Here is a 20945-nt window from a genome sequence, read left to right as displayed (position 1 = left end):
CCAGTCGTGCCCGGTCCGGCCGGACCCTCCCGCTGGTCGGGTCAGGCGTCCCCGGTGGCGGCGAGGGCGCGGACGGCGTCCGCGAAGGCCTCGCCCCGCTTGTTGTAGTTGGTGAACATGTCCATCGAGGCGCAGGCCGGGGCGAGCAGGACCGTGTCCCCCGGGGCGGCGAGCCGGGCCGCCTCGCGGACCGCCTCGGACATCGCCCCAGTGTCGGTCCGGTCGAGGTCCACCACCGGGACCTCCGGGGCGTGTCGCGCCAGGGCTTCGCGGATCAGGGCGCGGTCGGCGCCGATCAGCACGGCCCCGCGCAGCCGCTTCGCCGACCGCTGGACGAGCTCGTCGAAGGTCGCGCCCTTGGCGAGGCCGCCGGCGATCCAGACGATCGGGTCGTAGGCGGCCAACGAGGCTTCGGCGGCGTGGGTGTTGGTGGCCTTGGAGTCGTCGACGTACGCGACTCCCTGGACCTCCTCGACCAGTTCGATGCGGTGCGGGTCGGGCCGGAAGGCCTTGAGACCGTCCCGTACGGCCTTCGGCTCGACGCCGAAGGCGCGCGCGAGGGCGGCCGCGGCGAGGGCGTTGGCGATGTTGTGCGGGGCCGGCGGCTGGACGTCGGCGACCTCGGCGAGCTCCTGGGCGTTCTTCTGCCGGTTCGCGACGAAGGCCCGGTCGACGAGGATGCCCTCGACGACGCCGAGCTGGGAGGGGCCGGGGGTGCCGAGGGTGAAGCCGATGGCCCGGCAGCCCTCCTCGACGTCGGCCTCGCGCACCAGGTCCTCGGTGACCTTGTCGGCGACGTTGTAGACGCAGGCGACCTGGTTGCCCTCGTAGATGCGGCCCTTGTCGGCGGCGTACGCCTCCATGGAGCCGTGCCAGTCGAGGTGGTCGGGCGCCAGGTTGAGCACGGCGGCCGAGTGGGCGCGGACGGAGGGCGCCCAGTGCAGCTGGTAGCTGGAGAGCTCGACGGCGAGGACGTCGTACGTCTCCTCGCCGAGGACGGCGTCGAGGAGCGAGACCCCGATGTTGCCGACGGCGGCGGTCCGCAGGCCTGCCGCCTCCAGGATCGAGGCGAGCATCCGCACGGTCGTGGTCTTGCCGTTGGTGCCGGTGACCGCGAGCCACGGGGCGGCATCGGGGCCTCGCAGGCGCCACGCGAGCTCGACGTCGCCCCAGACCTCCACGCCCGCCTCGGCGGCGGCCGTGAAGAGGGGCTTGTCGGGCTGCCAGCCGGGGGTGGTGACGATCAGCTCGGTGCCGGTCGGCAGGGTGGCCCCGTCGCCGAGGCGGACGGTGATGCCCTCCGCCTCCAACTCCGCGGCCTGCGCCCGGGAGCGCTCGTCATCGCCGTCGTTGACGACGGTCACGAGCGCGCCGCGGGCGTGCAGGACGCGGGCGGCCGGGATGCCGGAGACCCCGAGTCCCGCGACGGTGACCTTCTTGCCGTTCCAGTCGAGCTGTTCTGTCACTTTTCCGATGCCCATCCCGCGTAGAAGAGGCCCAGGCCCACGATCACGCACATGCCCTGGATGATCCAGAACCGGACGACGACCAGGACCTCGGACCACCCCTTGAGTTCGAAGTGGTGCTGGAGGGGTGCCATCCGGAAGACGCGCTTGCCGGTCATCTTGAACGAGCCGACCTGGATGACCACGGACATCGTGATCAGGACGAACAGGCCGCCGAGCAGGGCCAGCAGGAGCTCCGTACGGGAGCAGATGGCGAGACCGGCGAGGGCGCCGCCGAGGGCGAGCGAGCCGGTGTCGCCCATGAAGATCTTGGCGGGCGAGGTGTTCCACCAGAGGAAGCCGAAGCAGGCGCCCATCAGCGCGGAGGCCACGACCGCGAGGTCGAGCGGGTCGCGGACCTCGAAGCAGGCGTTGGGGTTGGTCAGCGTGATCGCGTTGGCACAGGACTCCTGGAACTGCCAGAGCCCGATGAAGGTGTACGCGCCGAAGACCATCACCGAGGCGCCGGTGGCGAGGCCGTCCAGGCCGTCCGTCAGGTTCACGCCGTTGGACATGGCCAGGATCATGAAGAGTGCCCAGACCACGAAGAGCACCGGGCCGATGGCCCAGCCGAAGTCCGTGATGAAGGAGAGCTTCGTGGAGGCCGGGGTGTTGCCGCGCAGGTCGGCGAACTGCAGCGCGAGCACGGCGAAGGCGATGCCGACGATCAGCTGGCCGGCCATCTTCGCCTTGGCCCGCAGACCGAGCGAGCGCTGCTTGACGATCTTGATGTAGTCGTCGAGGAAGCCCACCAGGCCCATGCCGGCCATCAGGAACAGCACCAGGACGCCCGAGTACGTCGGGTCCTCGCCGGTGATGACCTTGGCCAGCGCGTACGCGATGAGCGTGGCCAGGATGAAGGAGATGCCGCCCATGGTGGGCGTGCCCTTCTTCCCGGCGTGACCGCGCGGGCCGTCGTCCCGGATGAACTGCCCGTACCCCTTGCGGGCGAGGAGCTTGATCAGCAGCGGCGTGCCGATCAGGGTCAGGAAGAGCCCGATGGCCCCCGCGAAGAGGATCTGCCTCATCGGCCGGTGACCTCGCCCTCGGTGTCGAGGAGCGCCAGCGCGACCTGTTCGAGACCGACCGACCTGGAAGCCTTCACAAGGACGACGTCCCCCGGACGCAGCTCCCTGCGCAACAGGTCGACAGCCGCCTGCGCGTCGGACACGTGCACCGACTCCTCACCCCACGAACCCTCGTTATATGCGCCCAGTTGCAGCCAGGACGCTTCCCTGTCCCCGACCGCCACGAGCTTGCTGACGTTGAGCCGGACGGCGAGCCGTCCGACCGCGTCGTGCTCGACGAGCGATGCGTCACCGAGCTCGGCCATCTTGCCGAGCACCGCCCACGTACGAGCCCCTCGGGCCTGTGCGGCCCTGCCCATGGCCGCGAGCGCGCGCAGGGCGGCTCGCATGGACTCGGGATTCGCGTTGTAGGCGTCGTTGACGATCGTCACGCCGTCCGGACGCTCGGTGACCTCCATGCGCCAGCGCGACAGGGTGCCGGCCTCGGAGAGCGCGGTGGCGATCTCTTCGACAGGCATGCCCAGCTCGTGCGCGACGGCGGCCGCTGCGAGCGCGTTCGACACGTGGTGCTCACCGTACAGGCGCAAGGTCACGTCACTGCACCCGGTGGGTGTGTGAAGCCTGAAAGAAGGCTGTCCGCTCTCTGTGAGGTGGACGTTCTCGGCCCGTACGGCCGCTTCGTCCGCTTCTCCGAACAGGGTCACGCGGGCCTTGGTGCGGTCCGCCATCGCGCGGACGAGCGGATCGTCGGCGTTGAGGACGGCGATGCCGCCGTCCTCGGCGGACGGCAGGGACTCGACGAGCTCGCCCTTCGCCTCGGCGATCTGCTCCCGGCCGCCGAACTCGCCGATGTGGGCGGTGCCCACGTTCAGGACGAGGCCGATGCGGGGCGGGGTGAGCTCCGTCAGGTAGCGGATGTGGCCGATGCCGCGGGCGCCCATCTCCAGGACCAGGTGCCGGGTCTCGTCGCTCGCGCGGAGCGCCGTGAGCGGCAGGCCGATCTCGTTGTTGAGGGAGCCGGGCGTCCACACGGTGGGCGCGTGCCGGTCGAGGACCTGGGCGATCAGGTCCTTGGTGGAGGTCTTGCCGGCCGAACCGGTCAGGGCGACGACATCGGTGCCGAGCCGTTCGACCACCGCTCGGGCGAGGGCCCCGAGCGCGGTCTGGACGTCGTCGACGACGATGGCGGGGACGCCGACGGGGCGGGCGGCGAGCACGGCCACCGCTCCCGCCGCGACGGCGCGCTCCGCGTAGTCGTGCCCGTCGACGTGCTCACCGGCGAAGGCCGCGAACAGGCTGCCGGCCCGCACCTCGCGGGAGTCGATGACGACGGGCCCGGTGACCCGGGTGGCCGGATCCGGTATGTCGTGCGCCTGCCCGCCGACGATTTCGGCGATCTCGGCGAGGGAGAGGGCGATCACTGCTTCATCCCTGACTGTTCTCGTGACGGTGTGCGTCCTGCTGCTTCTGCTGGCTGAGAATCGCCTCGCGCAGGACCTGACGGTCGTCGAAGGGGCGTACGACCCCGGCGATCTCCTGGCCCTGCTCGTGGCCCTTGCCGGCGACCAGGACGGTGTCGCCGGGCCGCGCGCGGGAGACGGCCGCGGCGATGGCGGCGGCCCGGTCGGGTTCGACCAGGACGTCGCCGCGCTCCTCCGCCGGCACCTCGGCGGCGCCCGCGAGCATGGCGCTGAGGATCACCAGGGGGTCCTCGGAGCGGGGGTTGTCGGAGGTCAGGACGGCGGTGTCGGCGAGCCGGGCGGCGGCGGCGCCCATCGGGCCGCGCTTGGTGGTGTCCCGGTCGCCGCCGCAGCCGATGACCACGTGCAGCCGGCCCTCGGTGACCTCGCGCAGGGAGCGCAGGACCGATTCGACGGCGTCCGTCTTGTGCGCGTAGTCGACGACCGCGAGGTACGGCTGGCCGGCGTCGACCCGCTCCAGGCGGCCCGGGACGCCGGGCACGGCGGCGACGCCCTCGGCGGCGGCCTTCGGGTCGAGGCCGGCGGCGGCGAGGGTCGCGATCGCGGCGAGGGTGTTGGCGACGTTGAACGGGCCGGGCAGCGGGGCGGTGGCCGGAACCCGCTCTCCCCCGGGGCCGACGGCGGTGAACGTCGAGTCGTGGGAGCCGAGGACGAGGTCCTCGGCGCGCCAGTCGGCCTCGGTGCGGCCCTCGGCGGAGAAGGTGACGACCGGGACGTTCGCCTCCGCGACGAGCCTGCGGCCGTACGCGTCGTCGAGGTTGACCACGCCCAGGCGGCTGCGCTCGGGCGTGAAGAGCCCGGCCTTGGCCTGGAAGTAGTCCTCCATGTCGGAGTGGAACTCCATGTGCTCCGGGCTGAGGTTGTTGAAGACGGCGACGTCGAAGACGCAGCCGTCGACCCGGCCGAGCACGAGGGCGTGGCTGGAGACCTCCATGGCGACGGCCTCGACGCCCCGCTCGCGCATGACGGCGAAGAGGGCCTGGAGGTCGGTGGCCTCGGGGGTGGTGCGCTCGGACTTGATGCGCTCGTCACCGATCCGCATCTCGACGGTGCCGACGAGCCCGGTCCTCCGCCCGGAGCCGCGCAGGCCCCCCTCGACCAGGTAGGCGGTGGTGGTCTTGCCGGAGGTGCCGGTGATGCCGATCTGGAGGAGGTCCTCGCCCGGGCGCCCGTAGATCGCGGCGGCGAGTTCGCCCATCCGGCCGCGCGGGTTCTCCACGACGAGGACCGGCAGGCCGGTCGCGGCGGCGCGCTCGGCGCCGGCCGGGTCGGTGAGGATCGCGGCGGCGCCGAGTCCGGCGGCCTGGGCGACGAAGTCCGCGCCGTGGGTGCGGGCGCCGGGCAGGGCCGCGTACACGTCACCGGGGCGCACGGCCCGCGAGTCGTGCGTGATGCCCGAGATCTCGGCGGCCTGGGGGGCGTCGACCCCGAGCTGCGCGGCCAGGTCGCCCAGGGGTGTCGGGCGGGCCTGCTCCGGCCGGGGTGGGGTGTTTCGGTACTGATCAGCGTGTGGCACGGCGGTGAGCGTACCGGGCGCACCCTGTGCGGGGCCAAAAGAGCCCGGGGCCTCGCCGGAGTTCGATTTCCGGTTCCCGGAATGAGGGGTGATCGTTGTCACTGGTGCTCCCGGAGTGTCACGGGGTGGGTTCGAAGTCGACCGGCAGTCGGGCGGGGGCGCTGCCCGTGGGGGCGACGTGGAGGGTCTTGAGCGCGAACTCCATGACCTTCTTGTAGATGGGGCCGCAGATCTGGCCGCCGAAGTAGCTGCCCTTGGTGGGGTTCTGGATGGCGCAGTAGACGGTGATCTGCGGGTCGTCGGCGGGGGCGAAGCCGGCGAAGGAGGCCGTGTAGCCCTTGTAGCGGCCGAGCTCGGGGTCGACGCGGTTGGCGGTGCCGGTCTTGCCGGCGACGCGGTAGCCGGGGATGGCGGCCTTGGTGCCGGTGCCCTCCCGGTCCTTCACGACGGACTCCAGCATCCGCGCGAGGGTCTTGGAGGTCTTCTCGCTGATCACCCGGGACTCCTTGGGCGCGGGGGCCGCGGTGAAGCGTCCGTCGGGGCCCTTGGTGCCGCGCACGAGGGTCGGCTCGATCCGTACGCCTCCGTTGGCGATGGTCGAGTACACGGAGGCGGCCTGCATGGCGCTGACGGAGAGGCCCTGACCGAAGGGGATCGTGTACTGCTGCGAGGTGGACCAGTCCTGCGGCTTGGCGAGGATGCCGGGGGTCTCGCCCGGGTAGTGCAGGCCGGTGGGGCTGCCGATGCCGAACTTGCGCAGGTAGGAGTAGAGGACCCGGTTGGACTCGGCCTGGGTCTTGCCGAGCTGGCCGGTGGCGAGGATGGTGCCGATGTTGCTGGACTTGGCGAGGACGCCGTTGAGGGTCAGGTACCAGGTCCTGTGGTCGATGTCGTCCTTGAAGAGCCGGTCGCCGCGGTGGAGCCGGTTGGGGACGGTGACGTGGGTGTCGGGGGCCGCCTTGCCCTCCTCCAGGACGGCGGCCATGGACATGACCTTGCTGGTGGAGCCGGGCTCGTAGGCGTCCTGGAGGGCGGCGTTGCCCATGGCGGCGGCGTTGGCGGCGGAGAGGTCGTTGGGGTCGAAGCCGGGGGCGTTGGCCATGGCGAGGACCTCGCCGGTCCTGGTGTTCTGCACGACGACGTAGCCGCGGTCGGCCTTGGACTTCTTCACCTGCTCGGTGATGGCCTGCTGGGCGGCCCACTGGATGTCCCGGTCGATGGTCAGCTCGATGTCGGAGCCGGGGACGGCGGGGGTGCCCTGGGAGCCCGCGGTGGGCACCTGGCGGCCGCCGGACTGGGTGAAGCGGATCTTGCCGTCCTTGCCGGCGAGCTCCTGGTCGAGCATGGACTCCAGGCCGCCGGCGCCGCGGCCCTCGGCGTTGACGTATCCCAGTATCCCGGCGGCGAGCTCGCCGTTCGGGTACACGCGCTTGGTGCTGGGCTCGCTGAGGATGCCGCCGAGGAGGTTGATCCCGTTGCCGCCGACGGCCTGCGCCTTCTGCCCGTAGACCCGCTTGAGGTCCTTGATCTGGTTCCAGACCTGCGGGGTCTGCTTGCGGGCGAGCAGGGTGTAGCGGGACTTGGGGGTACGGAGCTTCTTCGCGAGCTCGGCGGGTTCCTTGCCGAGGATCGGGGCGAGGAGCGCGGCCGCCTGCTCGGGGGCGTCGGCGGTCTTCGACTCCTCGCGGGTGAAGAGCTTGGGGTCGGCGGTGATGTCGTACGCGTCGACGCTGTCGGCGAGCGCGATGCCGTTGCGGTCGGTGATCTCGCCGCGCTCGGCGGAGAGCGTGTACTCCTGGAAGCGGTACTTGTCGGCCTTCGCGGCGTACGCACTGGCGTCGACGGCCTGGACCTGGAGCAGCCGGACCACGAAGACCAGCATGACCAGCGTCAGGCCGAGGGAGATCAGCCGCAGCCGGGGCCGGGGGCTGCCGAGCCGGATGGTGCGGGGCTGCCGGGCCGGCGGCCGCTTCGCTGCCGGGCGCGGGGCGGGGCGGGTCGGGCGCGCTCCGGGCGCGCGGCCTCCGGCGGAGGCGGTCCGGGGACGTGCGGGCCGCGCGGGCCCGGGGACACGGCGACGCGGGGGCTCCTTGGAGGGCACGGCTCGGTCACCTACCGGAAGTAGTGGTGGGGTCGGCGGTCGGGTTCGCGGGCGTACGCGGCGCCGTGGGCGTGTTCGTGGCCGCGGGCGGCTTCGGGGTGCCCGCCGGCTTGGGCCTGGGCTTCGGGGTCGGCTCGGGGGCGACCGCGACCGAGGGTTCGCCGAGGACCTTGCCGTCCGGGCCCAGGAAGGCGGGGCTGCCGCCGGGGACCATGCCGAGCTCGCGGGCCCGCCGCTCGAGGGCGTCGGGGGCCGCGTAGTCGTCGACGTCCCGCTGGAGGGCCTGCTCCTCGTCGGTGAGCTCGGTCGTCCTGTCCTTGAGCTCGTTCAGCTTGAAGGAGCCCTCGTTGAGGGCCGAGTTCAGCAGCAGCAGGGAGATCAGCCCGCCGCCGAGCAGGACGACGACGAGCAGGACGAAGGGGGTGCGGGCGGCCGAGCTGGGCCCCGACGGCATGAGCCGTCCGAGCCGCGCGGCCCGCCCTTTGAGGGGCCCCTTCGCCGTGCTCACAGGACGTCTTCCCTGATGCGCTCGACGCCCCGGAGCCGGGCGGGGGCGGCGCGCCGGTTCTCGGCGACCTCCTCCTCGGTGGGCAGCTCGGCGCCCCGGGTGAGCAGCTTGAGCCGGGGCTGGTACTTCTCGGGGACGACCGGAAGTCCGGGCGGGGCGGTGGTGGCCGCGCCGGCCGCGAAGACGCCCTTGACGATCCGGTCCTCCAGGGACTGGTACGAGAGGACGACGACCCGTCCGCCGACGGCGAGGGCCTTCACGGCCGCCGGGATGGCCTTCTCGACGCTGTCGAGCTCGCGGTTGACCTCGATGCGCAGGGCCTGGAAGGTCCGCTTGGCCGGGTTGCCGCCGGTGCGCTTGGCGGCCTGGGGCAGCGCGTCGCGGATGAGCTCGACGAGCCGGGCGCTGTTGGTGAAGGGCTCCTTCTCGCGCTCGCGCACGATCGCGGAGACGATCCGCTTGGCCTGCTTCTCCTCGCCGTACGCGCGCAGGATGCGGACCAGCTCGCCCGCCGGGTAGGTGTTGAGGACCTCGGCCGCGCTGATGCCGGTCGTCTGGTCCATGCGCATGTCGAGCGGGGCGTCCTGCGCGTAGGCGAAGCCGCGGTCGGCCTCGTCCAGCTGCATGGAGGAGACGCCCAGGTCGAAGAGGACGCCGTCCACCTTGGGGATGCCGAGCCGGTCGAGGACCTCGGGCAGCTCGTCGTACACGGCGTGGACGAGGGTGGCCCGGTCCCCGTACGGGGCGAGCCGCTCGCCGGAGAGCCGCAGGGCCTCCTTGTCGCGGTCGAGGGCGACGAGCCGCGCCTCGGGGAACCGCTCGAGCAGGGCCTCGCTGTGGCCGCCGAGGCCCAGGGTGCAGTCGACGACGACCGCGCCGGGGCGCTGCAAGGCGGGGGCCAACATGTCCAGGCACCGCTGGAGCATCACCGGGACGTGTCGGTCGTTGCTCAATGCGCCCTCTCAGATCCGGCGCGGAGGCACGTACCGCGGGAGGAGGCCGAGCCGTAGGTACCGCCGCACACACGGGGGAGAAACCGCGGAAATCGCTCGTTGTCTCCGTGAACTTCGCGTCACTTTAGTCCACGGGACGCGCCGGTCAATCAACCGACTGGCGTGCCGCGCGACCCGGAGAGCCCCCATCTGTGGGTTAGCTCACAACAAGACTCATTGATGTTCTTTGTCCGCTCTCACAGCGGGCCGGAAAGGCGCGTGACCATTACCGTCGGAACCATGTCGACCTCCGCGCACCCCTCTGCCGACGCCATACGCACCGGCTCGACGGTCACCGACCGTCTCGTCGAGGCCAACGCCCACTACGCCTCCGACTTCAGCGACCCGGGAATGGACGCGCGTCCCGTGCTGCGCGTCGCCGTCGTCGCCTGCATGGACGCCCGTCTCGACCTGCACGCGGCCCTCGGCCTCGAACTCGGCGACTGCCACACCATCCGCAACGCGGGCGGCGTGGTCACCGACGACGTGATCCGCTCGCTCACCATCAGCCAGCGGGCGCTCGGCACCCGCAGCGTGATGCTGGTGCACCACACGAACTGCGGTCTCGAATCGCTCACCGAGGACTTCCGGCACGAGCTGGAGGACGAGGTCGGCCAGCGCCCGGCCTGGGCGGTCGAGGCCTTCCGCGACGTCGACCAGGACGTCCGGCAGTCGATGCAGCGGGTGCGGACCTCCCCCTTCCTGCTGCACTCCGACGACGTCCGCGGCTTCGTCTTCGACGTGACGACCGGCCTGCTGCGCGAGATCGACCCGTCTTAAACCAGCAACTTAAACCGTCAAACCCTGGCATTTCCCCCGCACTTGTCCGCATGCAAGTGACAGGCCTCGCCACGGCAACAAGAATGCTCGGACGACAGTTCCGAAAGGCCGAGGAGGGCCGGGGTGACGACCTATGACGATCGAGCGAGCCTCGCTGATCTGACCACCACTGTGGAGCGAGTCCGCCGATCGGTGGAGAGTGTGATCGAGGGCAAGCCCGAGGTCGTACGGCTTTCGCTGACCGTGCTGCTCGCCGAGGGACACCTCCTCATCGAGGATGTCCCCGGCGTGGGCAAGACCATGCTGGCCAAGACACTGGCCCGGTCCATCGACTGCTCGGTGCGCCGCATCCAGTTCACCCCCGACCTGCTGCCCTCGGACGTCACCGGCGTGTCGATCTTCGACCAGCAGCGGCGGGACTTCGAGTTCAAGCCGGGCGCGATCTTCGCCCAGATCGTGATCGGCGACGAGATCAACCGCGCCTCGCCGAAGACCCAGTCCGCGCTCCTGGAGTCCATGGAGGAGCGCCAGGTCACGGTCGACGGCCAGACGTACGAGCTGCCCAGCCCGTTCATGGTCGTCGCCACCCAGAACCCGGTCGAGATGGAGGGCACCTACCCGCTGCCCGAGGCCCAGCGCGACCGCTTCATGGCCCGCGTCTCCATGGGCTACCCGAGCGCCGAGGCCGAGCTCCAGATGCTCGACGTGCACGGCGCGGTCTCCCCGCTGGACGACCTCCAGCCGGTCGCCCACGCCCACGACATCCTCAAGCTGATCGACGCGGTGCGCGGGGTCCACGTCGCCGACGCCGTACGGCGGTACGCGGTCGACATCGTCGCCGCCACCCGCACCCACCCCGACCTGCGGCTCGGCGCCTCCCCCCGGGCCACGCTCCACCTGCTGCGGGCCGCCAAGGCCTCCGCGGCGCTCAGCGGCCGCGAGTACGTCCTGCCCGACGACCTCCAGGCCCTCGCCGCGCCCGTCCTCGCCCACCGGCTGCTGCCGACGGCGCAGGCCCAGCTGAACCGCCGCACCGCCGAGCAGGTCGTCCAGGAGATCCTGCAGCGCACCCCCGTCCCGGCCGCGGCCCCGCCCGCCGGACCCCTCTACGGCCAGCAGCAGCCCGGCGCCCGGCGGCTGTGATGAGTGGCGCCTCCGTGCCGGACGGACCGCGGGGCGACGAGGACGACCGGGGCGGGCTGCGGGCCGCCCTCGGCGGTCTCACCACCCGCGGCCGCTCCTTCCTCGCCGCCGGAGTGGCCGCCGCCGCCTGCGCGTACGTCCTCGGCCAGGCCGATCTGCTGCGCGTCGGACTGCTGCTCGCCGCCCTCCCGCTGATCTGCGTCCTCGTGCTGCACCGGACCCGCTACCGGGTCGCCGCCTCCCGCCGGCTCACCCCCCAGCGGGTGGAGACCGGCACCGAGGCACGGGTCCAGCTGCGGATGGAGAACGTCTCCAAGCTGCCCACCGGCCTCCTGATGCTCCAGGACCACGTGCCGTACATGCTGGGGCCCCGCCCCCGCTTCGTCCTCGACCGGGTCGAGGCCGGCGGGCGGCGCGAGGTGTCCTACCGGGTCCGCTCCGACCTGCGCGGCCGCTTCCCGCTGGGCCCGCTCCAGCTGCGGCTCAACGACCCCTTCGGGATGTGCGAGCTGACCCGCTCCTTCAGCGCGTACGACACCCTCACCGTCGTGCCGAGGACCGAGGCCCTCCCGCCGGTGAAGCTCTTCGGCGAGGCCTCGGGGTACGGGGACGGGCAGTCGCGCTCCCTCGCACTCGCCGGCGACGACGACGTCATCCCGCGCACCTACCGCCACGGCGACGACCTGCGCCGGGTCCACTGGCGCTCCACCGCCCGCTACGGCGAGCTGATGGTCCGCCGCGAGGAGCTGCCCCAGCGGGCCCGCTGCACGGTCCTCCTCGACACCCGCCGGATCGCCTTCCAGGGCGGGGGCCCCGACTCGGCCTTCGAATGGGCCGTCTCCGGCACCGCGTCCGTGCTCGTCCACATGCTGGAGCGCGGCTACGCGGTCCGGCTGCTCACCGACACCGGCAGCGCGATCCCCGGCGAGGGGGCCGAGGGCTTCGCCGGCTCGGCACAGGACTCGGCCGAGGCGGCCGGACTGATGATGGACACCCTCGCGGTCGTCGACCACTCCGAGGGGGCCGGGCTCTCCCGCGCCTCCGACGTGCTGCGCGGCGGCGGCGACGGGCTGCTCATCGCCTTCCTCGGCGACCTCGACGAGGAGCAGGCCGCCCTCACCGCCAAGATGCGCGGGCGGTCCGGCGCGGCCGTCGCCTTCGTCCTGGACTCCGGCACCTGGCTCACCGGCGGCGCGGTCGCCGGAGCGGTCGACGACCGGGTGCGGCAGCTGCGCGAGGCGGGCTGGACGGCGCTCGCCGTACCGCCCGGCGCCTCCCTCGCGGACCTGTGGCAGCAGGCGGCCGGGCTCCGTCCGGAGACCGCCGCCGCCGACACCTACGGAGGATGGTCATGAGCGGCCGCACACGGCTGACGCTCGCTTCCTGGGGCGCCACCCTGATGGCGGCCGGGGCGCTGCTCCCCCTGGTGAAGCCGGCGACCTGGATCTTCACGGCGGCCTTCGTCCTCGCCCTGGTCAGCGGGGTGGGCATGCTGGCCCGCCGGGTGCCGCTGGCCCGGCCGCTGACCCTGCTCGCCCAGACCGTCACCGTGCTCCTCGCGCTGACCCTGATCTTCACCCGCGAGCAGGCCCTCCTGTGGCTGATCCCCGGCCCCCAGGCCCTCACGCACGCCGTCGAGCTGTTCCAGGCGGGCGCCGAGGACGTCGGCCGGTACGCGATCCCCGCGCCCGACACCGAGGGCATCCGGCTCATGCTGGTCGGCGGGGTCGTCGCCATCGGGCTCCTCGTGGACACCCTCGCGGTCACCTTCCGCAAGGCGGCCCCCGCCGGGCTGCCACTGCTCGCCCTGTACTCCGTGGCCGCCGGGCTCTCCGGCGGCGGCGCGGGCTGGCTCTGGTTCCTCCTCGCGGCCTCCGGCTATCTGCTGCTCCTCCTCGCCGAGGGCCGTGACCGGCTCTCCCAGTGGGGACGCGTCTTCGGCGGCGCCCAGCGCACCGGCCGGCCCGGCTCCGCCGTCGCCGCCGGCGGCGGACCCGCCTTCGCCCCGGCCCGCACCGGCCGCCGGATCGGCGCCGTCGCCATGGGCATCGCGCTGGTGGTGCCGTTCGCGCTGCCGGGCTTCTCCGGCGGCCTCTTCGGCGGCGGCGACGGCGAGGGCGGTGCCGGCGCGGGCAAGGGCGGCACGATCTCCGCCGTGAACCCGCTGGTCTCCCTGCAGAACAACCTCCGCCAGCCGGAGGACCGGGAGGTCCTGCGCTACCGGACCAACGCCCGCGACACCAGCGGCATGTACCTGCGGCTCGTCGCGCTCGACCAGTTCGACGGCACCTCGTGGAAGTCCTCCGTCCGCCCGATCGAGGACGTGCCCAAGCAGCTGCCCTGGCCGGACGGCCTCTCCCAGAGCGTCAAGATCACCGAGGTGACCAGCAACTTCGTCGCCTCCGACGCGTACGAGCAGAAGTGGCTGCCCATGCCGTACCCGGCCGGCCGGGTCGACATCGACGGCCGCTGGCGGTACGAGCCGGCCGGCCGGATGCTCGTCGGCGACGACAAGCAGACCACCAGCGGCGCCCGCTACCAGGTCGCCAGCTTCGACGTGCAGCCGACGGCCGCGCAGCTGGCCGAAGCCGGGCCCGCCCCGGAGAAGCTGCGCCGCGAGTACACCAAGGTGCCCACGACGCTGCCCGCCGACGTGCGGGAGACGGCCCTGTCCGTCACCAAGGGCGCGCGGAACGACTACGAGCGGGCGGTGAAGCTCCAGGACTGGTTCGCCCAGGACGGCGGCTTCCGCTACGACGTGGACGTGGAGTCCGGCACCGGGGTGCAGGCGATCTCCCGCTTCCTGAAGGACAAGGAGGGCTTCTGCGTCCACTTCTCCTTCTCGATGGCGGCGATGGCCCGCGCCCTCGGCATCCCGGCCCGCGTGGCCGTCGGCTTCATGCCCGGCACGACCCAGACCGACGGATCGGTCTCCGTCGGCATCCGGGACGCGCACGCCTGGCCCGAGCTGTACTTCGAGGGTGCCGGGTGGACCCGGTTCGAGCCGACGCCCTCGCGGGGCTCCACGCCCTCGTACACCCGGGAGACCACCCCCTCGGGCTCGGCCACCGGGCCAGCGCAGCCGCAGGCGACCGCCTCGGCGCAGCCGTCCGCCGCGCCGAGCGCCTCGGCGAGCTGCACCCCGCAGGAGCGCCGCCTCGGCGACTGCGGTCCGGACGAGGCGGTGGCGGGGGCGTCCACGGACGGCTCGGGTCCGGACCCCCTGACGGTGACGCTGCTGTCCCTGGCGGTCGTCCTGGTCCTGGCCCTCCCCTTCCTCCCCCTGTTCTGGAGGACCCGGATCAGGGCCCGGCGGCTCGGCTCGGGCTCGGACCCGCTCGCGATCTGGGAGGAGATCAACGACACCGCCTGGGACTACGGGGTGGAGCCTTCCGACTCCCTGACGCCCCGGAAGTCCGCGGAGCGGATCGTCCACCTCGGTGAGCTGCGGGGCGAGCCGGCGGAGGCGGTGCACCGGGTGGCGTCGGCGGTGGAGGAGGTGCTGTACGCACCTCGGCCGCAGCCGGTCGCGGGCCTCGCGTCCTCGGCTGCGCTGGTCCGGTCCGGCTTCCACGCGGCCGCCGACCGCCGCGCCCGCCTCCGCGCGCTCCTCGCCCCCCGCTCGGCGACCCGCCTCCGCTGGACCTGGTCGTCCCGCTGGACCACCACGAGGACCCGCTGGGAGACCGCGAGAACCCGGGCGACGTCCCGCCTGCGCCGGTCTCCGCGCGAGGCGGACTAGGCGGCCCCGGCGCGCGCCCGCCGGGCGAGTGCCTCCGTCGCGGGCAGTCGTTCCGCCCTGCGGGGCGACTGCCCACACGGCAGCGGGCACGGGCCCGCAAACAGAACGAGCCCCGCAGGGGAGGCGCTGGGAAGCGCGGGCCCTGCGGGGCTCGGGTGGTTGTGGGGGCGGGCGCTATCGCGCGGGGGCCGTCAGTGGCCGCCGCCCTGCTGTTCGTCACGGCGGCGCTGCCACCGCGCTTCGATCCGGTCCATCATGGAGCGTCGCTGCCGAGCCTGACGGCCACCGGCCGCCCGCTGCTCACCCGGCTTCGGCGCCTTGCGCCATCCGGTGACCGCCAGGACCGCGCAGCCCAGCATGACGAGGAATCCCACCACGCTGATCCAGATCTGCTGTGCGACCATTCCGGCCATGAGGAGCGCGATACCCACCAGGAAGCCGGCGACTGCCTGGTAAACCCGTCGCCGGGTGTACGTACGCAGTCCGCTTCCCTCGAGCGCTGTCGCGAACTTGGGATCTTCGGCGTACAGCGCTCGCTCCATCTGCTCGAGCATTCGCTGCTCGTGCTCCGAGAGCGGCACGGAGTCCTCCTAGTCGTCGGTCGCGGGGGCGACCGGTTTGCGGCCCTTTCAGGATAGGCAGGGAATCGCCCCCGTGAAACCCGCCTCCATACCGATAGCCAATCCGGGCCGCCATGCGGATCGGTTGCTGAGGCGTTGATTCCCCAGCCCCCTGTCCGTCATGCCGGATGGTGTCCCCCGATCATACGGGGCGGAGCCCCGTATCGGGCGGGCTGTGGCGTACTCCATGGGCGCCCCGGCCCGTACCGCCGAACGGGCGGCCGTCCTGTTCAGCCCCGCTTCGCACCGAGAACGTGCAGCTGGGTGGCGATGGCGTGGAAGGAGGGCAGCTCCGCGGCGGCCTCCTCCAGCTTGAGCAGGGCCTCGGCGGCGCCGGGCTCGGTGTCGACGAGGACCCCGGGGACCAGGTCGGCGAAGACCCGGACGCCGTGCACGGAGCCGACCTCGAGTCCGGCCTCGCCGGCCAGCTCGGTGAGCTGCCCGGCGGTGAAGCGCCGGGGTACGGGATCGCCGGTGCCCCAGCGGCCCTCGGGGTCGCCGAGCGCATGCCGGGCCTCGGTGAAGTGGCCGGCGAGGGCGCGGGCCAGGACGGCGCCGCCGACCCCGGCGGCGAGCAGGCTGAGGCTGCCGCCGGGGCGGAGTGCCGCGGCGGCGTTCCGCACGCCCTCGGCGGGGTCGTCGACGTACTCCAGGACGCCGTGGCAGAGCACGGCGTCGTACTCCTCGCGTCCGACCACGTCGAAGAGGCCGCGGATGTCGCCCTGGACGCCGGTGACGAGGTCGGCGACACCGGCCTCGGCGGCCCGGCGCTCCAGCGCGAAGAGCGCGTTGGGGCTGGGGTCGACGACGGTCACCCGGTGGCCGAGGCCTGCCACCGGCACCGCGAACTTCCCGGAGCCGCCGCCCGTGTCGAGGACGTCGAGGCTGTCCTTCCCGGTGACCTCGACCCGGCGGTCCAGGGCGTCTTTGAGGACGTCCCAGACGACGGCGGTACGCAGGGAGGCGCGCGACGGACGCGATGACGCCTCTCGACCGAAGACAGGGGAAGGGTCCGGCACGGCTGTTGACTCCTCGGTGGCGGGTGTGGACGCTCCCCCACCCTATGGCCTCGCCCCCGGCTTTCGGATCATCCTCCTGCCTCGTCGGCCCCGGGCCGGCGGGGCGGTCCCGGCGGGAGGGCGAGCAGCCGCTCGACCAGGCGCAGGAAGTGCGCGGCGTCCCTGAGCAGGTCGTCGGCCTCGCGGCGGGTGGCCGCTCCGGCGATGCCGGCCTCGGCGCGGGCCCGGCGGCCGGCGCCGGCTTCGAAGAGGGCGCTCCATTCGGTCAGCTCGGGGGCGAGGTCGGGGAGGAGCTCCCAGGCACTCCTTATCCGCTGCCGGTGGCGGGGGCGGGTGTCGGGTCTGGCCCGGGCGGCGAGCACGGCGGCCGCGGCACGCAGGGCGGCGAGGTGGGCGGTGGCGTACCGCTCGTGGGGGCGGTCGAGGACGGCGGCCTCGGCGAGTCCGGCGCGGGACTTGGCGAGGAGGTCGAGGGCGGCGGGCGGGGCGGCGGAGCGGCGCGGGACGGGGTGGATGTCGGATCCGGGTCCCGCCTCCCGGGCGGCCGGACGGCGGCGGGGCGTGGCTGCTGCGGATGGGCTGGCCATGACGAGCCTCCTGTCGTCGCGTGACGGCGCTGTGGCCGTATGTGTTCATCGTGTCGCGCCCCACTGACAATCACGCTGACCTGGGGTTTTGCCTGAAACCCAACCTGGGGGTAACTTTTGAACTGACTGGTCAGTTCAAAAGGGGAATGGGGGGTGAGTCCGTGGGCACGGAAACCGAGGAGCAGCCGCACGGCGCCGCCGTCGTCGCGGACGGCTTCGGACTGAAGGGGCCGCGGGGCTGGGCGTTCCGGCAGGTCTCCTTCCGCGCCGAGCCCGGCGCGCTGGTGGCCATCGAGGGCCCTTCGGGCTCGGGGCGCACCTGTCTGCTGCTCGCGCTCACCGGCCGGATGAAGGCCAAGGAGGGCCACGCCGAGGTCGGCGGCCTGCCCCTGCCCCGCAAGATGGCCGCCGTGCGCCGGATCACCGCGCTCGGCCAGGTCCCGGGCGTCAGCGAACTGGACCCGGCCTTCACGGTCGCCGAGCACCTGCGCGAGCGGGCGCTGCTCCAGCGCCGCTTCGACGGCTCCGTACGGGCGCTCCTGCGGCGCCCCGCCGAGCGGGCCGCGTCGGCCGGGGCCCGGATCGACGAGGCCGTCACGGCCGCGGGTCTGGACCTCGACGCCCTGCCGAAGGGCGAGCGGACCTCCGTACGGGATCTGGAGCGTCTCGAAGCCCTGCGGCTGTCGATCGCCCTCGCCCTGATCGGCCGTCCCCGGCTGCTCGCCGTGGACGACACGGACCTGAAGCTCTCGGACGCCGACCGCGCCGAGGCCTGGGCGCTGCTGCGCTCCCTGGCCGCGTCCGGGACGACGGTCCTCGCCGTCTGCAGCGAGGCCCCCGAGGACGCCCTGCGCATCACGACGCGCTCCGCCGAGGACACCGCGAAGGCCGCCGACGAGGCCGCCGAGGACACGGCCCCCGCCGAGCGGACCGAGGCCGCGAAGACCCGCCTCGCGAAGGCCCCCGTCGCGAGGACCGGCGCCGAGAGGGCCGACGCCCCGCAGGCCGAGGCGGCCGCCCGGGACACCACGCCCGCCGTCGGGGAGACCGCGGGTGACGACACCACCGATGCCACGACCGAGGAGGGGGCGGCCGATGCGCTCGCCGAAACTGGCCGCGCTTGAGCTGAAGCGCTTCGGCAGGGGAAAGCTGCCGCGCGCCGCGCTCGTCGCGATCCTGCTGCTGCCCCTGCTGTACGGCGCCCTGTACCTGTACTCGTTCTGGGACCCGTACAGCAGGCTCGACAAGATCCCCGTCGCCCTCGTCAACGAGGACCGCGGCGCCACCGCCGGCGGCAAGAAGATCCACGCCGGTGACGACATCACCGAGGGGCTCCTGGAGAGCAAGACCTTCGAGTGGCACCAGGTGAGCGACGCCGAGGCGCGCAAGGGCGTGGAGGACGGGACCTACTACCTGTCTCTGACCATGCCCGGCGACTTCAGCACCCGCATCGCCTCCAGCTCCGGCGACTCCCCCGAGACCGGCGCGCTCCAGGTCCGGACGAACGACGCCAACAACTACATCGTCGGCTCGATCTCCCGGACGGTCTTCGCCGAGGTGCGCAGCGCGGCCTCCACGAAGTCCTCGCGCAGCTTCCTCGACAAGATCTTCATCTCCTTCTCCGACATCCACGACGCCACCGCGAAGGCAGCCAAGGGCGCGGCCGACCTCAAGACGGGCGTGGACAAGGCGAAGAAGGGCTCCAAGAGCCTGTCGGACGGCCTCACGGACGCCAAGGCCGGCAGCGGCGACCTCGCCGCCGGCCTGAAGAAGCTCGACAAGGGCGCCAAGGACCTGGAGAGCGGCTCCCGCAAGGTCGCGAACGGCACGCAGACCCTCGCCGACAAGGTGAACGGCACCGCCGACAAGGTCCGTCCGTACCTGGCGAACAACGGCAGGTCGATCCGCGACACCGCCCGGCTCGTCTCCGACTCCGCCGCGGCCGCCCGCAACAACCTGGACGACCTCGTGCGGCGCGCGCCCCTGGTCCGCTCCGCCGCCCACAAGGCGGACGACGGCCTCGCGAACCTCCACCGCGAGATCTGCGTGGACGCCCCCGCACCCGCCCCCGGCGCTCCCGCCCTCGATCCGCGGATCTGCAAGGAGCTCAAGAAGGCCGCGCAGTCCGCCGACGACGTGGCCACGATCGCCGACGACGTGCACACGCTCACCAAGGACAACACCGACGACCTGAAGACCCTCGACGCGCGCCTGAAGAAGCTCCAGAAGCAGGCCGACGAGCTGGCCGCCCGCGCCCCGCACCTCGACGAGGACGTCGAGGGCGCCATCAGGAAGATCAACGAGCTCAACACGGGCGCGCAGAAGGTCGCGGCGGGCGCGGACCGGCTGCACACCGGCATCACCGAGGCGAAGGCCGGTTCGGTCAGCCTGGACACGGGGGTCGGCAAGCTGAAGAAGGGCGCGGGCGACCTGGACGGCGGCCTGTTCAAGCTGGCCGACGGCTCGGGCACCCTCGCCACCGGCCTGAAGGACGGCGTCGACCAGATCCCCGACTACGACCGGCAGGACCGCGACCGGCGTACGGAGGTCATGGCCGACCCGGTCAAGCTGGCCTCGCAGTCCCTGCACAAGGCGCCCAACTACGGCACCGGCTTCGCCCCGTACTTCATCCCGCTCTCCCTCTGGGTCGGCGCGATGGTCGCGTACATGATCATCCAGCCGCTCAACCGGCGCGCCCTCGCCGCCGGCGGCTCCGCCTGGCGGATCGCGCTCGCGGGCTGGCTCCCGGTGGCGGCCATCGGCATCCTCCAGGTCGCGGCCCTGATGTCGGTCCTGCACTGGGGCCTCGGCCTCCAGATGACCCGGGCCGCCGGCACGATCGGCTTCCTCGCCCTCGTCACCTGCTGCTTCGCCGCGATCATCCAGTGGCTCAACGCCCGCTTCGGCGCGGCGGGCCGGATCCTGGTGCTCGCGTTCCTGATGCTCCAGCTGACCTCGGCGGGCGGCACGTACCCCGTCCAGACCAGCCCGGCCTTCTTCAACGCCGTCCACCCGTTCCTGCCGATGAGCCACGTGGTCGAGGCGCTGCGCCGGCTGATCACGGGCGGCGGGCTCGGACCGGTCTGGCAGGCCTGCGCGGTCCTGGCGGCCTTCACCGTCGGCGCCCTGGCCCTGACCGCCGTCTCGGCACGGCAGAAGCAGGTGTGGACGCTCGACCGTCTCCACCCCGAACTGTCGCTCTGAACCTGTGAGAATCGACGCCATGGACAGCAGCAGCACCCGACGCCAGGCCACACGCACGAAGCTCTACGAGGCGGCCGTCACCCTCATCGCGGAGCAGGGCTTCTCCGCGACGACGGTCGACGAGATCGCCGAGCGGGCCGGCGTGGCCAAGGGCACGGTCTACTACAACTTCAAGAGCAAGACCGAGCTCTTCGAGGAGCTGCTGCGCCACGGGGTGTCGCTGCTCGCCGCCTCCCTGCGCTCGGCGGCAGAGGAGACCGTCGAGCGCGGCGGGACCCGGGTCGAGGCGCTGGACGCGATGATCCGGGCGGGCCTCGTCTTCATCGACCGCTACCCGGCCTTCACCCAGCTGTACGTGGCCGAGCTGTGGCGCACCGGGCGCGCCTGGAACTCGACGCTCCTGGTGGTCCGTCAGGAGGCCGTCGCGGTGGTGGAGGGCGTCCTGCGCGAGGGGGTGGCGGCCGGCGAGCTGAGCGACGAGATCGACGTCCAGCTGACGGCGTCCGCGCTCGTCGGGATGGTGCTCGTGGCGGCCCTCGACTGGCAGGCCTTCCAGAGCGAGCGTTCGCTCGACGACGTGCACGCGGCGCTCTCGCGACTGCTGCACGGGCGCGTGGGCGGCCGCTGAGCGGCCTTCCGGACCGCACGGACGAAGACCCGCGCCCGCCCCGACAGGCGAAAGGCCGGCGCCACGCGCGCGAGGCCGCCGAGGCGCACGC

General features: G+C 72.8%; 17 protein-coding genes. 7 read left to right on the top strand and 10 right to left on the bottom strand.

The window, feature by feature from the left end; translation table 11 throughout:
- Window positions 1-41 precede the first annotated feature (41 nt).
- The 7 genes from murD to rsmH are packed head-to-tail and all read right to left on the bottom strand — an operon-like array spanning window position 42 to window position 9092.
- Window positions 42-1481, bottom strand: coding sequence for a UDP-N-acetylmuramoyl-L-alanine--D-glutamate ligase (gene murD, locus ACFYX3_RS06505; protein ID WP_376584714.1), 1440 nt, complete (start codon window positions 1479-1481; stop codon window positions 42-44).
- Window positions 1463-2533, bottom strand: a complete 1071-nt coding sequence (gene mraY / locus ACFYX3_RS06500) for a phospho-N-acetylmuramoyl-pentapeptide-transferase (RefSeq protein WP_376584713.1) — start codon at window positions 2531-2533, stop codon at window positions 1463-1465. Before mraY ends, murD begins: the two co-directional genes overlap by 19 nt.
- Window positions 2530-3954: a UDP-N-acetylmuramoyl-tripeptide--D-alanyl-D-alanine ligase gene (murF, locus tag ACFYX3_RS06495; protein WP_389008805.1), complete on the bottom strand. Its 1425-nt coding sequence runs from the start codon at window positions 3952-3954 to the stop codon at window positions 2530-2532. The genes mraY and murF overlap by 4 nt, the downstream gene beginning before the upstream one ends.
- Window positions 3955-3958: 4 nt before the next feature.
- On the bottom strand, window positions 3959-5632 hold the full coding sequence (locus tag ACFYX3_RS06490) for a UDP-N-acetylmuramoyl-L-alanyl-D-glutamate--2,6-diaminopimelate ligase (protein ID WP_389008802.1): 1674 nt from the start codon (window positions 5630-5632) through the stop codon (window positions 3959-3961).
- Window positions 5633-5648: 16 nt separating this feature from the next.
- Entirely contained in the window at window positions 5649-7631 is a 1983-nt protein-coding gene (locus ACFYX3_RS06485) for a penicillin-binding transpeptidase domain-containing protein (protein ID WP_389008800.1), read from the bottom strand.
- A 7-nt stretch (window positions 7632-7638) separates the two neighbouring features.
- A complete protein-coding gene (locus tag ACFYX3_RS06480) occupies window positions 7639-8139 on the bottom strand; it encodes a hypothetical protein (protein WP_376584705.1) in 501 nt (166 codons plus the stop codon).
- Window positions 8136-9092, bottom strand: a complete 957-nt coding sequence (gene rsmH, locus ACFYX3_RS06475; protein WP_382651665.1) for a 16S rRNA (cytosine(1402)-N(4))-methyltransferase RsmH — start codon at window positions 9090-9092, stop codon at window positions 8136-8138. Before rsmH ends, ACFYX3_RS06480 begins: the two co-directional genes overlap by 4 nt.
- A 279-nt stretch (window positions 9093-9371) precedes the next feature.
- On the opposite strand from rsmH, the gene ACFYX3_RS06470 reads away from it, so the two are divergent.
- The 4 genes from ACFYX3_RS06470 (at window position 9372) to ACFYX3_RS06455 (ending at window position 14796) form a co-directional block, all read left to right on the top strand.
- Window positions 9372-9911, top strand: coding sequence for a beta-class carbonic anhydrase (locus tag ACFYX3_RS06470; RefSeq protein WP_389008795.1), 540 nt, complete (start codon window positions 9372-9374; stop codon window positions 9909-9911).
- A 123-nt stretch (window positions 9912-10034) separates the two neighbouring features.
- A complete protein-coding gene (locus ACFYX3_RS06465) occupies window positions 10035-11054 on the top strand; it encodes an AAA family ATPase (RefSeq protein ID WP_389008792.1) in 1020 nt (339 codons plus the stop codon).
- Complete coding sequence (locus ACFYX3_RS06460; RefSeq protein WP_376584701.1) at window positions 11054-12409, top strand: DUF58 domain-containing protein; 1356 nt, start codon at window positions 11054-11056, stop codon at window positions 12407-12409. The genes ACFYX3_RS06465 and ACFYX3_RS06460 overlap by 1 nt, the downstream gene beginning before the upstream one ends.
- Window positions 12406-14796 (top strand): DUF3488 and DUF4129 domain-containing transglutaminase family protein, encoded by a 2391-nt coding sequence (locus ACFYX3_RS06455; protein ID WP_389008789.1) that lies wholly within the window; start codon window positions 12406-12408, stop codon window positions 14794-14796. The genes ACFYX3_RS06460 and ACFYX3_RS06455 overlap by 4 nt, the downstream gene beginning before the upstream one ends.
- A 191-nt stretch (window positions 14797-14987) precedes the next feature.
- On the opposite strand, the gene ACFYX3_RS06450 is transcribed toward ACFYX3_RS06455, so the two are convergent.
- From ACFYX3_RS06450 to ACFYX3_RS06440, 3 genes are all read right to left on the bottom strand, one after another.
- Window positions 14988-15377 (bottom strand): DUF3040 domain-containing protein, encoded by a 390-nt coding sequence (locus tag ACFYX3_RS06450; RefSeq protein WP_116161464.1) that lies wholly within the window; start codon window positions 15375-15377, stop codon window positions 14988-14990.
- 269 nt (window positions 15378-15646) lie between these two features.
- Window positions 15647-16435 (bottom strand): class I SAM-dependent methyltransferase, encoded by a 789-nt coding sequence (locus ACFYX3_RS06445; RefSeq protein ID WP_389008786.1) that lies wholly within the window; start codon window positions 16433-16435, stop codon window positions 15647-15649.
- A 68-nt stretch (window positions 16436-16503) separates the two neighbouring features.
- Window positions 16504-17022 carry an SAV_6107 family HEPN domain-containing protein gene (locus ACFYX3_RS06440; protein WP_389008783.1) on the bottom strand — a complete coding sequence of 173 codons (519 nt, stop codon included), beginning with the start codon at window positions 17020-17022 and terminating at the stop codon, window positions 16504-16506.
- Between the two features lie 161 nt (window positions 17023-17183).
- Here ACFYX3_RS06440 and ACFYX3_RS06435 point away from each other — a divergent pair, with 161 nt between their 5' ends.
- From ACFYX3_RS06435 to ACFYX3_RS06425, 3 genes are read left to right on the top strand one after another with little or no spacing between them, the layout of a single operon-like run.
- Window positions 17184-18146, top strand: a complete 963-nt coding sequence (locus ACFYX3_RS06435; protein ID WP_389008780.1) for an ATP-binding cassette domain-containing protein — start codon at window positions 17184-17186, stop codon at window positions 18144-18146.
- A complete protein-coding gene (locus tag ACFYX3_RS06430) occupies window positions 18118-20226 on the top strand; it encodes a YhgE/Pip family protein (protein WP_389008777.1) in 2109 nt (702 codons plus the stop codon). The genes ACFYX3_RS06435 and ACFYX3_RS06430 overlap by 29 nt, the downstream gene beginning before the upstream one ends.
- Before the next feature lie 19 nt (window positions 20227-20245).
- Window positions 20246-20854, top strand: coding sequence for a TetR/AcrR family transcriptional regulator (locus ACFYX3_RS06425; protein ID WP_376584688.1), 609 nt, complete (start codon window positions 20246-20248; stop codon window positions 20852-20854).
- Window positions 20855-20945: the final 91 nt, after the last annotated feature.

Source organism: Streptomyces sp. NPDC002463 (assembly GCF_042889835.1).
In the GTDB taxonomy this organism is placed as follows: domain Bacteria; phylum Actinomycetota; class Actinomycetes; order Streptomycetales; family Streptomycetaceae; genus Streptomyces; species Streptomyces nymphaeiformis.
Note: the sequence above shows the minus strand (reverse complement) of the source record. Positions and strands in the feature narration are given on the sequence as shown.

Excerpts from the sequence above, each read along its gene's own strand:
- murD (WP_376584714.1), bottom strand. The coding sequence starts at position 1,481 with ATGGGCATCGGAAAAGTGACAGAACAGCTCGACTGGAACGGCAAGAAG.
- mraY (WP_376584713.1), bottom strand. The coding sequence starts at position 2,533 with ATGAGGCAGATCCTCTTCGCGGGGGCCATCGGGCTCTTCCTGACCCTG.
- ACFYX3_RS06470 (WP_389008795.1), top strand. The coding sequence starts at position 9,372 with ATGTCGACCTCCGCGCACCCCTCTGCCGACGCCATACGCACCGGCTCG.
- ACFYX3_RS06460 (WP_376584701.1), top strand. The coding sequence starts at position 11,054 with ATGAGTGGCGCCTCCGTGCCGGACGGACCGCGGGGCGACGAGGACGAC.
- ACFYX3_RS06455 (WP_389008789.1), top strand. The coding sequence starts at position 12,406 with ATGAGCGGCCGCACACGGCTGACGCTCGCTTCCTGGGGCGCCACCCTG.
- ACFYX3_RS06440 (WP_389008783.1), bottom strand. The coding sequence starts at position 17,022 with ATGGCCAGCCCATCCGCAGCAGCCACGCCCCGCCGCCGTCCGGCCGCC.
- ACFYX3_RS06430 (WP_389008777.1), top strand. The coding sequence starts at position 18,118 with ATGCGCTCGCCGAAACTGGCCGCGCTTGAGCTGAAGCGCTTCGGCAGG.
- ACFYX3_RS06425 (WP_376584688.1), top strand. The coding sequence starts at position 20,246 with ATGGACAGCAGCAGCACCCGACGCCAGGCCACACGCACGAAGCTCTAC.